Here is a 16262-nt window from a genome sequence, read left to right as displayed (position 1 = left end):
GCCGCGGATCCGTCCGCTGCGGTATCCTAACGCGCATTGCCGTCACCCCCCCTTGCCGGAAGACCGAACATCCATGCAGACCGACTACGACCCGCAGGCTGTCGAGGCCGCGGCCCAGCGCTATTGGGAAAACCACCAGTCCTTCAAGGCCGTCGAAGACCGCTCGCGCGAGAAGTTCTACTGCCTCTCGATGTTCCCCTATCCCTCCGGGCGGTTGCACATGGGGCACGTGCGCAACTACACCATCGGGGACGTGATCGCGCGGCATCAGCGCATGCTCGGCAAGAACGTTCTCCAGCCGATGGGGTGGGACGCCTTCGGTCTGCCGGCCGAGAACGCGGCCATCCAGAAGGGCATTCCGCCCTCGGAATGGACCAAATCGAACATCGATTACATGCGCACCCAGCTCAAGCAGCTCGGCTTCGGCTATGACTGGGACCGGGAGCTTGCGACCTGCGACCCGGACTACTACCGCTGGGAGCAGTGGCTCTTTACGCGTCTCATGGAGAAGGGTCTGGTCTATCGCTCGCAGGCCACGGTCAACTGGGACCCGATCGACCAGACGGTGCTCGCCAACGAGCAGGTGATCGACGGCAAGGGATGGCGCTCGGGCGCGCCGGTGGAGAAGCGCGAGATCCAACAGTGGTTCGTGCGCATCACCGACTATGCCCAGGAGCTGCTCGACGCGCTCGACGGCTTGGACGGCTGGCCCGAACAGGTGCGCACCATGCAGCGCAACTGGATCGGGCGCTCCGAAGGTGTCGAGATGCGCTTCGGGATCGAGGGATCGGACGAGACCCTGGAGATCTACACGACCCGTCCGGATACCCTCATGGGCGTGACCTATGTCGCCGTCGCCGCCGAGCATCCGCTCGCGCGACGTGCCGCCGAGGATCAGCCCGCGCTCGCGGCCTTCATCGATGAGTGCCGCAAGGGCGGGACCTCCGAGGCCGAGATCGAGACGATGGAGAAGAAGGGCCATCCGCTCGGCCTGAACGCCCTGCATCCGGTGACCGGCGAGGCGGTGCCGATCTTCGCCGCGAACTTCGTGCTGATGGGTTACGGGACGGGTGCGGTGATGGCGGTCCCGGCGCACGACGAGCGCGATTTTTATTTTGCGCACAAATACGGCATCCAGATCCGGCCCGTGATCGTGCCCGAGGATTGGAAAGACCTCGCGCTGGAGGTTACCTCCCCTGACGGCATACCTGCGGAAAGCCGCCCGGTCATTGCGGTGCTCGGAGACGCATCACGCGTCCCGCTGGACTGGTCGCACTGGGACGAGCGTTTCGAGCAAAAAGGCGTTCTGATCAACTCCGGCCCTTTCTCGACCTTGACCAGTACCGATGCGTTCGAGTCTATCGCTGCCTGGCTGACGGAGCACGAAAAGGGCCGCAAACGCGTGAACTTCAGACTGCGCGATTGGGGCGTCTCGCGCCAACGCTATTGGGGCTGCCCCATCCCGGTGGTGAACGGTCCCGACGGCAGTCTGCGCCCCGAGACCGATCTGCCGGTGCGCCTTCCCGAGAACGTCATCGTCGACGGCTCCGGCTCGCCGCTCAAAAAGATGCCGTCCTTCTCGGATCTGCCCGGCGGCGAGACCCGCGAAACCGACACCTTCGATACCTTCTTCGAATCGAGCTGGTACTACGCCCGCTACTGCTCGGCCGATTGCGAGACCGCCATGCTCGACGAGCGTGCGAGCTACTGGCTCCCGGTCGATCAGTATGTCGGCGGGATCGAGCACGCCATCCTGCATCTGCTCTACGCGCGCTTCTTCCACAAACTGATGCGCGACGAGGGTCTGGTCGACTGCGACGAGCCCTTCGCCCGGCTCTTGACCCAAGGCATGGTGGTCGCCGAGACCTGGTATCGCGAGGACGCGGACGGGCGTAAGCAGTGGATCAATCCGGCCGAAGTCGAGACCGAGCGCGACGAGAAGGGCCGCTTGGTGCGTGCCTGGCTCGCGGCCGACGGTCTCCCGGTCACCTTCGGCGGCATCGAGAAGATGTCGAAATCCAAGAACAACGGCGTCGACCCGCAGGCCCTAACCGAGCGCTACGGTGCCGATACGGTGCGGCTCTACACCATGTTCACCTCCCCGCCCGAGCAGTCGCTCGAATGGAACGACGAGGGTGTCGAGGGTGCCTTCCGATTCCTGAAGCGGCTCTGGTGGCTGGCGACGACCGAGGCGGACACCATCCGCGGCGCGGGCGATCCGGCGGCGAGCGATCCGGACGAGGCGGCCGGCGAGGCCAGGCGGGAGATCCATAGCGTGCTGAAAAAGGCGCGATTCGACTACGAGCGCCAGCAGTTCAACACGGTCGTCTCGGGCTGCATGACCCTGGTCAATGTCCTCTACAAGCTCGACCCGGACGCGCCCGCCCGTGGCACCCTGTTGCGCGAGGGTTTGTCGATCGTGCTGCGTCTGCTGGCACCGATCGCGCCGCACGTTACCCATCATCTGTGGCGCGAGCTGGGGTTCGGCGAAGACATCTTGGGTTCGACCTGGCCCGAGGTCGACGCCGCCGCACTCGTGCAGTCGACGATCGACTATGTGGTGCAGGTCAACGGCAAGCTGCGCGATACCGTGAAGGTTCCCGCCGATGCGGATCGCGCGACCATCGAGGCCGCTGCGCTGGCGAGCGAGAACGCGCGCCGCTTCATCGGCGAGGCGACCGTGCGCAAGGTCATCGTGGTCCCGAACAAGCTCGTCAACATCGTCGCCAACTGATGCCGATGCCCGCCGTCCGACCCGTGATGCGCGTTCATGCCCCGGCCGCCGGACGGATCGGTGACTCGTCGCGCGCTCGCTCCGTGACGTGGGGGCGAGCCGCCGTTCTCCTGATCCTAGGGCTCGTTTGTCTTGCTCAGCTCGGCTGCGGTTTTCGCTTGCGGGGCGTCGTGGAGATCCCGGCCGAGCTGAATCCGGTCTACATCCAGGCCGCCGGCAACTCGCCGGTACGCGCAGCCCTCGTCGATCAACTCGCGGGCGGCGACGTCGCCCTGGCGGCCACGGCGGGCGAGGCGAACCTGATTCTGCGGATCCTCTCGGAGAGTCGGTACTCGCAAGTGGTGGCCGTCGACTCGGGCGGTCGCGTCCTGGCCTACGAGCTTCACTATCTGGTGAGCTACGACGCCGTCACGCCCGACGGGGCACAGAAGGTGCCGGGCCAGTCGCTCGATCTGATCCGCAACTTCGACAATCCGGATGTTGAGGTCCTCGGCAAACAGCTCGAAGAGGAGCTGATCTATCAAGATTTCGCGCGCGACGCCGCAGATCGGATCCTGATGCGTCTGCGTGTGACGCTGCTCTGATCTGACTCGCCCGGACCCCGAGCCCATGCGCCTACGCTTCAACCAGCTCCAAGACGCCTTGTCCCGCGGCCTGGCCCCGCTGTACCTGGTCTGCGGCGACGAGCCCTACCAGCTCGGCGAGGCGGCGCGTCTGATCCGCGAGGCGGCCCGCCGTCAGGGTTTTACCGAGCGCGAGGTCCTGGATCAGGACGCCGCATTCGACTGGCACGCCTTGGCCGCCTCGGCCGATGCCATGTCGCTCTTCTCGTCGCGCAAGTTGATCGAGCTGCGCATCGGCACGGCGAAGCTCGGCAAGGACGGGGGTGCGGCGGTGCGCGCCTATTGCGATCGGCCCTGTCCGGACAATCTGCTGCTGATCATCGCGCCCGAGCTGGATCGCAAGGAGCTGCTGAGTCAATGGGCCAAGCGGGTCGAGTCGGTTGGTGCGCTGGTGCAGGTCTGGCCATTGAAGGGTCGGGAGCTGGTGCAGTGGCTCGGACAGCGTCTGCAATCGGTCGGGCTGCAGCCGGGGCCGGGCGTGGCCGAGCTGCTGGCCGAACGTGCCGAAGGCAACCTGCTGGCGGCGGTGCAGGAGATCGAGAAGCAGCGTCTGCTGCGCGACCCGGGGCCGCTCGCGCTCGCCGACCTGCTCGGAAACCTTGCCGACAGCGCCCGTTTCGACCTCTTTTCGCTGACCGACGCGGCCTTGACCGGAGACCGCGCGCGCACCCAGCGGGTGCTCACGGTTCTGCGCGCCGAAGGAACCGCGGACGTCCTGGTGCTCTGGGTCCTGGCGCGGGAGCTTCGGACCCTGGCCGAAGCGGCCGGGGCGCGGGCGGGCGGCGCGCGTGCACCGGGTGCGGGGGATGCGCGTATGCCGCCGCAACGTCTTGCGGCAATGGAACGCGCCCTGTCGCGTCTCTCGCCGACCCTGCTGCGCGCGCTGCTCCATCAGTGTTCGCTGATCGATCAGTCGATCAAGGGGCTCGCCGTCGGCGATCCCTGGCACCGCTTGGCCGTGGTCGCCGATGCCTTGGCCGCCGGCGGCTTTCGGGCCGGTCGGCCGGTTCCGCAGCGCTGAGACGGGTTCGGCCGGGTCTTCTCGTGTCCACGCAGCGGCCGCTTCCGTCTGATCTATAGCCCCTTTTCGGCTATACAGACCCCGGGCGGCGTCTTACACTGATTCCGAAAACCGCGCCGGCTCCAACGGTCGTCAAGTCTGCCGGGGCCGATCCCATCCAAAAACATCGCAAACCGCGCCGAGCGCGGTTTAGGTCCGAGATGAGCGAACGACAGATCACCGATATCGACGCCTACATGGCTGACCTTGGACGCCGCGCCCGTGCCGCATCGCGCGGTTTGGCGCGGGCGACGACTCGCCAGAAGAACGATGCACTGTCGGCGATCGCCAACGCGATCGATGCCCGGCGCGGCGCCATTGTCGCGGCCAACCGGATCGACCTCGAGCAGGGTGCGGCCAAGGGTCTGGATGCCGCGCTGCTCGATCGGCTCGAGCTGACCGAGGGGCGTATCGACACCATGATCGAGGGCCTGCGCCAGATCGCGGCCCTGCCGGATCCGATCGGCGCCATCACGGATCTGGATTACCGCCCGTCCGGCATCCAGGTCGGGCGCATGCGTGTGCCGCTGGGTGTCGTGGGCATCATCTACGAGTCGCGGCCCAACGTGACCGCGGATGCCGCCGGGCTCTGTCTCAAATCGGGAAATGCGACGCTGCTGCGCGGGGGATCGGAGGCCTTCGAGTCGAATCAGGCGATCGCGGCCTGTATCGGGCAGGGGCTGGTCGAGGCCGGTCTACCCGCCGACGGCGTGCAGGTGGTCGCCACGACCGATCGTGCGGCGGTCGGGGCCATGATTGCCATGCCCGAGTTCGTCGACGTCATCATCCCGCGCGGCGGCAAGGGTCTGATCGAACGGATCAGCCGCGATGCGCGGGTCCCGGTCATCAAGCATCTCGACGGCATCTGTCATGTCTTCATCGACGCCGATGCCGATCCGGACAAGGCGTTCGCCATCGCCATGAACGCCAAGACGCAACGCTACGGCACCTGCAACACCATGGAGACCCTCTTGGTCGACGAGGCCGTCGCGGCGACCATCCTGCCGCGTCTGGCGAGCGCTTATCGGGAGAAGGGTGTCGAGCTGCGGGGCTGCGCGCGCACCCGCGAGATCCTGCCCGGGACGATTGCCGCGACCGAGGCCGACTGGGACACCGAGTACCTGGCCCCGATCCTCGCCATCCGGGTCGTCTCCGGGCTCGATGCCGCCATGGATCACATCGCCGCGCACGGCTCGGCCCATACGGATGCGATCGTTACCGAGGACTACAGCCGTGCTCGACGCTTCCTGCGCGAGGTCGATTCGAGCTCCGTCATGGTCAACGCCTCCACGCGCTTTGCCGATGGGTTCGAGTACGGCTTGGGAGCGGAGATCGGGATCAGCACGGACAAGTTTCATGCGCGCGGCCCGGTCGGGCTCGAGGGTCTGACCTCGGTGAAGTTCGTGGTGCTGGGCGACGGCGAGGTCCGCACCTGATGGCCGAGGGACCGAGTGGGTTTGCGGATCGTGCCGCTGCTCGCGCGTCGACGCCTTGATGATCGGCATCCTCGGCGGCACCTTCGACCCCATCCACTTCGGACATCTGCGCCCGGCGCTCGATTGTCTCCAAGCTCTCGGCCTGGACGAGATCCGGCTTGTTCCGCTCAATGTCGCGGTGCATCGTGCACCGCCGGTCGCCCCCTCGGCGCAGCGCCTGGCCATGTTGGAGGCCGCAATCGTCGGGCAGCCGGGATTCGTCGCGGACGCCCGCGAGATCGAGCGGCCGGGCGGCTCCTACACCTACGACACCCTGGTCTCGCTGCGCGCCGAGCTGGGTCGAGAACGCCCCTTGTGTCTGCTGATCGGCGCCGACGCCTTTGCGGGCTTTCTGGACTGGCATCGCCCGGCCGACATCCTGGACCTGGCGCATCTCGTGGTGATGCGGCGCCCGGGTGCGTCCGACGCGCTGGATCCTGCCCTGCAGGCGTTCTGCGCGGGGCGTATCCGGGACCGGGCCGGCGACTTGGCAGAGACGCCGGCCGGCCGCATCCTCTTTCAGGATGTGACTCAGATCGATGTCTCGGCAACCCGTGTGCGCGAGCTGATCCGACAGGATCTAAGTCCCCGCTGGCTCCTGCCCGATGCGGTGATCTCGATCATCGCGGCGGAAGGTTTGTATCGGTAGGCCGGAGGCCCACCGAATTATATATTTTTTAATATCTTAAACCGCGCCAGCTCCAGCGGTCGTCAAGTCCGCCGGGGCCGATCCCATCGAAAAACATCGCATACCGCGCTGGGCGCGGTTTAATTCAAACGCAGAGGAGATCGCATGCAGCTTGAGACACTTCGGGAACTGGTCGTCGAGACCTTGAACGACATGAAGGCCCGCGACGTCGAGGTGATGGACGTGCGGGGTAAGACCGCCATCACGGACTATATGATCGTCGCCTCCGGCACCTCGGATCGGCATGTGAAGGCCATCGCGGAGACCGTGGCCTACAAGTCGAAGGAGGCGGGCGAGACCCCGCTGGGGATGGAGGGCGTCACCGAGGGCGAGTGGGCGCTGGTGGACCTCAACGGGGTCGTGGTGCATGTCATGCTCCCCAAGGTGCGCGACTTCTACAACCTCGAAAAGCTCTGGGCCGCACCGGCTGCCGTCGCGAAGGTCGCCGCCGTTCCCGTTTAGGGCCGACCCGGTGGACCGCTTCGACCGGATCTTCGAGCTCAATCGCATCCTTCAGGCGGCTCGACATCCGGTCTCGCGGCAGCGATTGGAGGAGGCGCTCGAGTGCTCGCGCGCGACCATCAAGCGGCTCATCGAGGACATGCGTCTGCACCTGAACGCCCCGATCGTCTACGACCGGGATCACAACGGCTACAAATACGATCTGGCCGACGGCGCGATGTACGAGCTGCCCGGTCTCTGGTTCAACGCCTCCGAGCTGCATGCCCTGCTGACGGTGCAGCAGCTCTTGACGAGCGTCGAGCCCGGTCTGCTCGACCCGCATCTCAAGCCGCTGCAGAAACGCATCGGCGATCTGCTCGAGCTGCAACGCCCGGGCTTCGACGGGCTTTCGGCACGGGTGCGCATCATGCAGGTGGGCGCGCGTCGCGGCGGTCGACATTTTCAGACGGTCGCCGGCGGCTTGGCGCAACATCAGCGGCTCTGGATCCGCTATTTCAATCGCGGCGACGATCGGCACAGCGACCGCGAGGTCTCGCCCCAGCGTCTCACCTACTACCGCGACAACTGGTATCTCGACGCCTGGTGCCATCTGCGCGAGGGTCTGCGGACCTTCGCCCTGGATGCCATCGAGGCCGCGCGTCCGCTGTCCACGCCTGCCTTGCCGGTGGCGGACGAGGATCTCGATCGACACTTCGCCGTCTCCTACGGGATCTTTGCCGGTGCACCGCAGCAGACGGCGGTGCTGCGATTCAGCCCCGAGCGCGCCCGCTGGGTCGCGAAGGAGCACTGGCATCGGGATCAGTCGGGGCGTTTTCTGGAGGACGGGCGCTACGAGCTGCGTATCCCCTACAGTCATGCGCACGAGCTGACGATGGATGTGCTCAGGTATGGGCCGGATGTCGAGGTCGTCGAGCCGGCGATCCTGCGCGATCTGGTCCGGAGTCGCCTCGCCGCGGCGCTGGCGCGGTACGGCTAAACCGCGTCCGGAGCGAAATGCATCGTTTTTGGATTGGAGCTGCCTCGGCCGGATCCTTGAGCGTCGGAGGTGACGCGGTTTAGGATTATTTATGGAAAAGGAGCCATCGTCGTGATTCGGCGACTGAAGTCGCCCCTACATGGCTTTCGGTTCGTTGCCCGGTCCCTCGTCGTTCAGGATCTGCTCGATGGTGAAGGGGCAGACCGGCGGGAATGTCTCCTCGGCGAGGCCGGTTTCGCGGGCCGCCTCTAGGATGGCATCGCCATACGCGTCAAGGACCGCTTGTTCCAACTTCGCCTTGAGACTCGGGTTCTGTGCGAGGTGCCGATGAAGACGTCGGCGCTGCTCCTTGATCGTCAGTGTCCAACTTCGACTGCGCCGATTGGGCTGGAATTGCCACTTGAGCAGATGCGTAAACAGCCGTGCGAGTCGGTTTTCAAGCTCCCGCAACTCGCTCTTGCCCATGCTCTCGATCTCCTCGGCGATGTGTTCAATGTCGGCCTGGTCGATCCGTCCGCTGCGCAGGAGCGCGGCTTGGGTGTTGGCCCAAGCATAGAAATCAAGGTCGTAGGTGCTCTGCATCTGTGTCCTCCGCGAATGGCTGCAGCGTTGCGGGTATGATGAGGTGCTGTCCGGGAAAGGAGCAACCGGCGTGTAGGTGCGAATGTATTCGCACGCCCAGCCCTTCAGACAAGATGATCCGCCATGACATCGACCGAACGCCAAGCTCCACCCCTCAGCCTGGTTGCCGCGATCGCGGACAACGGCGTGATCGGTCGGGAGAATCGCCTGCCTTGGCATCTTCCGGCCGACCTGGGGCATTTCAAACAGCTCACGCTCGACAAGACGATCGTCATGGGGCGACGGACCTGGGAATCCCTGCCCGGGGTCTTGCCGCGCCGACGCCACATCGTCCTCTCACGTGATCCGGCCTTTCGTCCGGAAGGCTGCCTCGTGGTGGATTCTCTGGATGCCGCGATCGAGGCGGCCGGGCCGGTGGCCGAACTGTTGATCGTCGGAGGGGCGGCGCTCTATGCCGAGGCGCTGCCGCGCGCCGACGGACTCTATTTGACATTGGTACATGCCGCTATCGAGGGCGATGCCTGGTTTCCGCGCTGGGATCCGGCGGATTGGGTCGAGGTAAGCCGGGTCGAGCGTCCGGCCGACGCGGGCAACGCGCATGCCATGACCTTCTTGGAGCTTCGCCGCGTACCCGCGCTTCACTCCGATCCGGGCCGCAGATAGCCAGCGCAGTCGATCTGGATGGGTGTGATCGACCTCTTTTCGTCTCCGTCTCCGGCGCCGTCGATCCGGATCGCGGTCAGCGCGCCGCCCCAGAGACAGCCGCTGTCCAGCCCCCAGACGTTGTGCTCGGCGAGATAGCCGATGGTGGACCAGTGGCCGAAGATGATCCGGGCGTCGCGGGAGCGCCGATCCGGCATCCGAAACCAGGGCAGACGCCCCGCCGATTGGCTGCCGATCTCGCCCTTCTCGCCCAACGCAAGTGCACCGTCGGACGCGCAGAACCGCAGTCGGGTCAGGCAGTTGGTGATGAAGCGCAAACGGTCCGTGCCGGTGAGATCGGGTGACCAGCGTTTCGGTTTGTTGCCGTACATCGCCATCAGATAAGCGCGGAAGTCCGGGCCGCGCAGGGTCGACTCCAGCTCCTGCGCGCAGGCCTGCGCGTCCGCAAGGCTCCATTGCGGCGGCAGACCGGCATGGATCATCGCGAAGCCGACGTCGGGATCATGGTGAAGCAAGGGGCGATGGCGCAGCCAGTGCAGGAGCGCGTCGCGGTCCGGCGCCCGCAGCACCTGGTCGAGCGTGCTCTTGCCGGCGTGCCGGGTGTTGCCCTCGGCCAGCGCAAGGAGATGCAGATCGTGGTTGCCGAGGACCGTGACGGCGCAATCGCCCAGATCGTGCACGAACCGCAGAACGGCGAGCGATTCCGGCCCGCGATTGACCAGGTCGCCGACGAGCCAGAGTCGGTCGACGCCCGGATCGAACCGGAGCCTGTCGAGCAGTTGCCGCAGCTCCCGATAGCACCCCTGGATGTCGCCGACGGCATAGATGGACATGGCCGCGTCGGTCCCGGCAGTCCGGCTCAGTGAATGGTCATTGCGGAGGCCAGCGAGAAGGCGGGGATATCGGCATCGAAGCGGGTTCCGTCGTCGCCGATCATGCCGTAGCTGCCGTGCATGCTGCCGATCGGGGTGGCGATGATGGTGCCGCTCGTGTACTCGAAACGCTCCCCCGGCTTCAGGTGCGGTTGCTCGCCGACGACACCCTCTCCCCGGACCTCTTGGGCCTTGCCGTCCGCGTCGGTAATGATCCAGTGCCGATCGAGCAGGCGTGCCGATTGGCCGCCGTGATTCTCGATCACGATCGTATAAGCGAACACATAGCGACCTTCGTCGGGGGAAGACCGCTCCGGTTGGTACTGACTATTGGCCGAAATCTTGATCGAAAACTCTTTCACCTGAACCTCCACGTCGCAGACAAGCGCATCGGATCGCGTGATAATACACATGGCCCCGTCGCGCGATCCAGGCGCATCGGAGCCCCTACTCACATTTCGGTGTCCCGCAAGAACAGCGAGCCACGCAACCACAGTCGCAACAACAGGTCGGCTTGCCCATGCGTCCCAAGTCATCTCCTCCGAAGCCCGATCTCGTGGTGTTGGTGATCGCTTTTGCGATCATCGGGATGGCGGCGACTTTGGCGTACCAGATCGGACTCTACTCGGGTGTCGAGCGCACCCCGATCGCCAAGCAGGCGGTCGCGCCGAACAATTTCGGCGGCTGAAGACGACCGCTTTCCGGGAGGATCGACGCGACATCAACCGATTCTCGGGAGGGAGCGCCGCACGCCGACGGCCTGTCCCGGAGAATCTCCGAGGCTCAACAACGCATCCGGTAGCAGCCTATGTCCGATAAACTCCGCGTCGCCGTCATCGGTGTCGGTTATCTGGGGCGCTTCCATGCCCTGATCTATTCGCGCATGCCGGATGTCGAGCTGGCGGGCGTGGTCGACGTCGACCCGGCCCGCGCCGCGGCGGTCGCCGCCGAGGCCGGATGTGCCGTCTATGCGCGGATCGAGGAGGTCATCGGACGGGTCGACGCGGTCAGCATCGTGGTCCCGACGACTGCGCATCTGGAGGCGGCGGCGCCTTTCCTCTCGCGTGGGATACCCGTTCTGCTCGAAAAGCCGATCGCGGCGAGTCTGGCCGACGGGATCGAGATCGTCCGCCTGGCGCGCGAGCATCATGCACTCCTGCAGATCGGTCATGTCGAGCGATTCAACGCAGGGGTCATGGCGCTCGCGCAGCGTATCCACGCGCCTGTATACATCGAGGCCCAACGGATGGGCGGATTCACCGAGCGTGCGACCGATGTCGACGTGGTCTCCGATCTCATGATCCACGACATCGACATCATCCTCTCGTTGGTCGGCGGCCGGATCGCGAACATCTCCGCCGTGGGCGCATCCGTGCTGACGGATCACGTGGATATCGCGAGTGCCCGACTGGAGTTCGACCAAGGCACCGTCGCAAACGTCGTCGCCAGCCGCGTCTCGGAGAAGACCACGCGCCGGATCCGGGTCTTCCAACCCGGCAGCTACCTCTCGCTCGACTTCATCGAGCAGACCATCGATATCGCCGCCCCCCGCACGACCGCCGGAGCGACACGCCCGGAGATCACGCGCGAGCGCATCAGTGTCGAGCCGGTGAAGCCGCTGGATCTGGAGCTCGCCGAGTTCGTGCGCTGTATCCGCGAGGGCTCCCCGCCGCTGGTGGACGGGCAGACGGGCTTGAACGCGCTCGAGGTCGCCCTGGAAGTCCGCGCCCGCACCGGGCACTAAAACTAAACCGCGTCCGGCTTGACATGCGTCGGGATTCTTTAGCCGCTGCGTCCGAGCCATCAATGGGCGCTGCAGCAGAAGCGGTTTAGGAATTCATTGTTTTTAAGATCATTTTGATTTTAGTTATGCCGTTCGAAGGGCTTTTTGGGCTGCCGTCGCCGATGCCGTAGGTTTTTGCCAAGTGCCAGTCCGGCGGTGCCTTCGGGTTCCGCGACCAGTTGCAGGATGCGATTCAACTGCTGGATCCGCCCTTCGACACCTCCTCCAAGCCCTGGCGAAACGCCGTGGCGCCGAACGTCTCCATCACGTCTCGATACGCTCGATCAGGCGCTGTTGTTCGTGTTCGATGCCCCGAACGGCAAGGGCAAGGCGGTTGTGCGCGTGAACTACAGCGGACATCTTAGGCGATTTCCGGAGCCTCTTGTCCCCGACCATAGCGACCTCGTCGCCTGGAACGACGCCCCCCGGCGCACTGTGGGTCGGACTTGAGTCCGATTCGGCGGTATCGCCATCCTGATGCGTTCTTGTCGGGCTGAAGCCCGACCCACAGTTGATATGCGGTTTCCCGGAAATCGCCTAGGCGCCTCTTTGCGCGGGTGCGGCCGATGAAAGTTGGCTTTACGGCCGTCTTTCTCGAAGGTGACGGCCGATCCGCTGCCTTCGATCACCAGGCAGCCGACGGCGACCAGCAGCGCTTCGATCCGCGACCACTCCAGGTCTAGTCCACCATCCGCTTCGATGCCGACCTGCCGGAGGCGTTGAAAGCCCGCGGGCCGTCAGCCCGCCGCCCGGTAACGATCGTTCGCGCGCTCGGCCCTGCCGAGATCCTCCAGCGCGGCCAGGGCTTCGACGATCAGGGGCGTGGTTTTCGCGGGGTCCTTGAAGCGGGCGGACAGTTCTTCCAGCGTCAGGGTCTGACCGCCGAGGCCGTCGAGCACGGCGGCGATCTGTTCGCGCATGCCTTTCGGCCAAGTCAGTTTGCGGACCTTGACGGCGGACGTCGCGGCGGTGGTATCGGAGGTGCTCACGTCGGCGGCGATCTGTTCGGGCGCGGCGGCGCCGGGATTCTGGTAGTCCGGGCGCAGCCAGCGGATCCGGCCGCGGGATTCCTCCGCGGCGCGCTCGGCGTTGAGCTCGACGAGGCGGCGCAACAGCTCTTCTTCCGCTTCGGTCTGGGCGGCGGGCTTGTCCGGCAGGGGTGTGGTGGCACCGGGCAGGCCGACCAGTCGCTCGGCCAGATCGTCCCAGCCATAGGCGGCGAAGACGGCGCGGTCGAGGTTGTCGTGCAGCTCGCGCAGGAGCGACACCAGCCCTTGCGTATGAATGGTCTTGTCCTTGGCGGTCAGCTTTGCGCCGGCGCGCAGTTTTTCCAGCAGGTTGTACATCCCGGTCAGGGTGAGCTCGGGATGGGCGGCCTGCCGGCGCTTGCGGTGGGCGTCGAGCTGTTCGGCGAGTGCACGGATGGTCGTCTGTTGCTCGGGCGTGGCGTCGGGGAAGGGAAAGGTCTCGAAGCAGCGGGTTTTGTTGTAGCGCGGATCGTTGCCGACACCGAGGCGACCGCCAGCGGCCAGCGCCCAAGCGACATGCAGGCGGCTCGACAGTACGCCGAGAATCGCGGCATCGTCGCTGGCGATGTTTATCAACATGTTGTCGGGCATGATCTTGGCGTCGAGAAACTGGAAGGTGCGGTGCTTGGCAGTCTCGACGGTCGCAATGTGGCGCGGCAGGCCAACGAGTTGCTTTCGCAGTTCTTGCCGAGGCTTTCCGAATATCCACCACAAAGCGGCATATCCGGCGCCGTCCTTGGTGTTTCCTTTCGCATCGCGCTCCGGTTTGACCCGCTCCAGTACCCATTGATAGACCGCCGGGAATTGAATGCGCACCTCATCGGCGGTCAGCCCGAAAAGATCGATGAGCATGGCGCCCCGGGGCGACTGGGTGAGATCACGGCCATTGCGATAGTCGCGGATATGCCGTTCCAAACCAGCAACCGAGCCAAGACCGAGTTGTTGGGCTTCCTCCGGCGTAACAATGAAACCGGCCCCATGCAGCTTGACGCCGGGCGAGCTGATGTTGAAGGTTGATCGCAGTGGCTGTGCCGACGCTACATTCGCGCCGGTTTTCAAATCGGCAAACATCCGTCCCTGGCGTTCCTGCAGCCTGAGCTCGATCTCATCCTGATCGCCGTTGATCTCCTCGCAAACCTGAAGCAAGCGGCCTTCCTGTTCGCCTTCCGTCCCCACGGTCATCGCAATCCGCACCTGCGCCCCATCCGCCGCATCTACCCAGGGATGATCGGGAATGGCGAAAGCGAGCGACAGCGGATTCTTGGCTTCGAGTTGCGCCTGAATCACCCGCCGATTGAAGGTCTGCCGAATCGAGTTGGTGGTGATGAAGCCAAAGCGTTTGGCCGCTCCTGCGCGGGCCTGTTCGGCGGCGATGTGCCACCAGTGCATGACGAAATCCGCGGACTCCGGCACCTCCGGCCAGGTGCGACGCACGGCGTCCACATAGCCATCGCCCAGGGCGCGACGCATGGTGGACGCACCGATGAACGGCGGATTCCCCACGATGAAATCCGCCTGCGGCCATGCGGCCTTGCGCGGGTTGAGATAGCGAAGCTGTTCGACCTGCGCCGTCTCGTCCGGGATCTTCTCGCCGGTGATCGGGCTGGTCTTGAAGGTGATGCCGTCCCAGCGCGTCACCGGCTGGCCGTCGGCGTCGCAAACCACTTCCACGGCGTCGTAGTCGATCAGGGCGTCGCGGTTTTCGATGTTGTGGAAGTCGCGCAGCACCGGCTCGGGCGGGTTGACCTTGCCGTAGGTGCGAAAGTGCCATTGCAGATAACCGATCCAGAGCACGATCTCGGCGATGCGCGCGGCGCGCGGGTTGATCTCCAGCCCGATGAACTGATGCGGATCGACGGTGAGCCCTTCCAGCTCGAAGGAGCCGGATTTGACCAGGCTGCCGAGCACTTCCAACACCTCGCCTTCCAGGCGCTTCATGTGCTCCAGGGCGACGTAGAGAAAGTTGCCGCTGCCGCAAGCCGGGTCGAGGACGCGCGTCCGGGACAACTGGTGGAGAAAGGCGCGGATCTCGGCCACCGCCTCCTTGATCTTGCGCTTCTGCCGGTAGGCCAGCGCGGCGGCCTGAACCTCGGCCCATTCGGCGCGCAACGGCTCGATGACGGTGGGCAGCACCAGCCGCTCGACATAGGCGCGCGGGGTGTAGTGGGCACCGAGCTTGTGACGCTCGCGCGGGTCGAGGGCGCGCTCCAGCAGGGTGCCGAAGATGGCCGGCTCGACCGAACGCCAGTCGGCGCAGGCCGCGTGAAGCAGCAATTCGATCTGCCGCGCGGTGAGCGCAATGACCCCGGAGTCGGCGAAGAGTCCGCCGTTGAAGCGCAGGACCTCGGCGTCGAGCGCAGGCGAGAAGCCGCCTGCGTTCATGGTCTGCCACAGGCTGCGCAGTTGCGGGCAGAACGACTCCGGCTTGGCCTTCAGCCGCTCCAGCAGCTCGACAAAGCTGCGCTCCGGCAGCAGACCCACGTCCTCGGCGAACATGGTGAAGAGACAGCGCATGAGAAAGGCGGCGACCGGCTCGGGGGCGTGTCCGTCGGCTTCGAGCGATTTGGCCAGGGTGGCGAGCCGGTCGGCGAGGGCGCGGGTGATTTTGCCGGCGTTGCGGGTGGGGTCGAGGCTGAGCGGATCCAGCCAGAGGGTGCGCAACAGCTCGCGCGTTTTGGGATCGCGCAGTTGCTCCAGGCGGATCGTGTGACGGCGCGCGTCCGGGAAGGCGACATAGTAGCCGCCCGACCGGCTGAACTCCGCGTAGAGCGTAAAGGTTCGGCCGACATCGACGACGACGATAAAGGGTGGGCGGCCCTCTTCGGGCGGCAGCAGACGGGCGTAGTTCTCGGATTGGTTCCGCGCCTTCACGATGGCCGCGTCCCAGCCGCTGCTGCCGGTCTGCTTGCCGGTGTCCTTGCCTTCGAGGATGAAGCAGCCGCGCCGGTAGAGGTCGGAGGAGCGCGCGGTCCGGCCGCCGTCGGCGGTGGGTTCGGTCAGCTTGCGCTCGAAGACGTAGCCGTTGTCGCCGACCTTGGCGCCGGACGGGTCGGGCTGAGGCAGATCGAGCAGGGTGCAGAGCTCGGTGATGAACATCTGCAGGTTGGCGCGCTCGTTGCCGCCGTAGCTGGTCCCGCCGCCCCAGCGCTTGATGAATGTCTCGACGGTTTGCTCGACCATGCCCGCTGCTCCCTGGACGCGAAAAGACCGCGATTATAGGCCGGGCGTCCCTGGAAAGCCGCCCGTCGTCTCATCCGAGTGATGGACATACGCCAAGCAGGGTATTCGCGACAAACTCATTGACCACGGGCACTGC

At 65.5% G+C, this 16262-nt stretch carries 15 protein-coding genes; 10 read left to right on the top strand and 5 right to left on the bottom strand.

Translation table 11 applies throughout. From position 1 onward, the window contains the following. Positions 1 to 73 precede the first annotated feature (73 nt). The 7 genes from leuS (at position 74) to BLV04_RS08395 (ending at position 8018) form a co-directional block, all read left to right on the top strand. Positions 74 to 2734, top strand: coding sequence for a leucine--tRNA ligase (leuS, locus tag BLV04_RS08425; RefSeq protein WP_093030008.1), 2661 nt, complete (start codon positions 74 to 76; stop codon positions 2732 to 2734). A gap of 26 nt (positions 2735 to 2760) precedes the next feature. After that, positions 2761 to 3318, top strand: a complete 558-nt coding sequence (locus BLV04_RS08420) for an LPS-assembly lipoprotein LptE (protein WP_245731801.1) — start codon at positions 2761 to 2763, stop codon at positions 3316 to 3318. A gap of 25 nt (positions 3319 to 3343) precedes the next feature. After that, the gene (gene holA / locus BLV04_RS08415; RefSeq protein ID WP_093030006.1) at positions 3344 to 4378 is read left to right on the top strand and encodes a DNA polymerase III subunit delta; all 1035 of its coding nucleotides are present in this window, start codon (positions 3344 to 3346) and stop codon (positions 4376 to 4378) included. Between the two features lie 200 nt (positions 4379 to 4578). After that, positions 4579 to 5853, top strand: a complete 1275-nt coding sequence (locus tag BLV04_RS08410) for a glutamate-5-semialdehyde dehydrogenase (protein WP_093030004.1) — start codon at positions 4579 to 4581, stop codon at positions 5851 to 5853. Between the two features lie 58 nt (positions 5854 to 5911). After that, the gene (gene nadD, locus BLV04_RS08405) at positions 5912 to 6541 is read left to right on the top strand and encodes a nicotinate-nucleotide adenylyltransferase (protein ID WP_093030002.1); all 630 of its coding nucleotides are present in this window, start codon (positions 5912 to 5914) and stop codon (positions 6539 to 6541) included. A gap of 144 nt (positions 6542 to 6685) precedes the next feature. After that, positions 6686 to 7042, top strand: a complete 357-nt coding sequence (rsfS, locus tag BLV04_RS08400) for a ribosome silencing factor (protein ID WP_093030000.1) — start codon at positions 6686 to 6688, stop codon at positions 7040 to 7042. A 10-nt stretch (positions 7043 to 7052) separates the two neighbouring features. Next, entirely contained in the window at positions 7053 to 8018 is a 966-nt protein-coding gene (locus BLV04_RS08395) for a helix-turn-helix transcriptional regulator (RefSeq protein ID WP_093029998.1), read from the top strand. 135 nt (positions 8019 to 8153) lie between these two features. Here the strand turns inward: BLV04_RS08395 and BLV04_RS08390 are convergent, their stop codons facing one another. Continuing rightward, positions 8154 to 8600 (bottom strand): DUF29 domain-containing protein, encoded by a 447-nt coding sequence (locus BLV04_RS08390; protein ID WP_093029996.1) that lies wholly within the window; start codon positions 8598 to 8600, stop codon positions 8154 to 8156. Positions 8601 to 8723: 123 nt separating this feature from the next. On the opposite strand from BLV04_RS08390, the gene BLV04_RS08385 reads away from it, so the two are divergent. Further along, positions 8724 to 9263, top strand: a complete 540-nt coding sequence (locus tag BLV04_RS08385; protein ID WP_093029994.1) for a dihydrofolate reductase — start codon at positions 8724 to 8726, stop codon at positions 9261 to 9263. Here BLV04_RS08385 and BLV04_RS08380 read toward each other — a convergent pair. Continuing rightward, positions 9239 to 10096, bottom strand: a complete 858-nt coding sequence (locus BLV04_RS08380) for a symmetrical bis(5'-nucleosyl)-tetraphosphatase (protein WP_093029992.1) — start codon at positions 10094 to 10096, stop codon at positions 9239 to 9241. The two genes, BLV04_RS08385 and BLV04_RS08380, sit on opposite strands and share 25 nt — an antisense overlap. Positions 10097 to 10122: 26 nt before the next feature. After that, a complete protein-coding gene (gene apaG / locus BLV04_RS08375; protein WP_139191884.1) occupies positions 10123 to 10497 on the bottom strand; it encodes a Co2+/Mg2+ efflux facilitator ApaG/CorD in 375 nt (124 codons plus the stop codon). 158 nt (positions 10498 to 10655) lie between these two features. Between apaG and BLV04_RS24855 the strand changes: the two genes are divergently transcribed. Beyond that, positions 10656 to 10823 carry a hypothetical protein gene (locus BLV04_RS24855; protein WP_175534544.1) on the top strand — a complete coding sequence of 56 codons (168 nt, stop codon included), beginning with the start codon at positions 10656 to 10658 and terminating at the stop codon, positions 10821 to 10823. A 120-nt stretch (positions 10824 to 10943) separates the two neighbouring features. Further along, on the top strand, positions 10944 to 11879 hold the full coding sequence (locus tag BLV04_RS08370; protein WP_093029988.1) for a Gfo/Idh/MocA family protein: 936 nt from the start codon (positions 10944 to 10946) through the stop codon (positions 11877 to 11879). Between the two features lie 386 nt (positions 11880 to 12265). Here the strand turns inward: BLV04_RS08370 and BLV04_RS08365 are convergent, their stop codons facing one another. Further along, complete coding sequence (locus tag BLV04_RS08365) at positions 12266 to 12580, bottom strand: type II toxin-antitoxin system HicA family toxin (RefSeq protein ID WP_281241828.1); 315 nt, start codon at positions 12578 to 12580, stop codon at positions 12266 to 12268. Positions 12581 to 12655: 75 nt separating this feature from the next. Then, positions 12656 to 16126: a class I SAM-dependent DNA methyltransferase gene (locus BLV04_RS08360; RefSeq protein WP_093029984.1), complete on the bottom strand. Its 3471-nt coding sequence runs from the start codon at positions 16124 to 16126 to the stop codon at positions 12656 to 12658. Positions 16127 to 16262 lie beyond the last annotated feature (136 nt).

It is taken from the genome of Thiocapsa roseopersicina (assembly GCF_900106925.1).
Taxonomy (GTDB): Bacteria; Pseudomonadota; Gammaproteobacteria; order Chromatiales; family Chromatiaceae; genus Thiocapsa; species Thiocapsa roseopersicina.
Note: the sequence above shows the minus strand (reverse complement) of the source record. Positions and strands in the feature narration are given on the sequence as shown.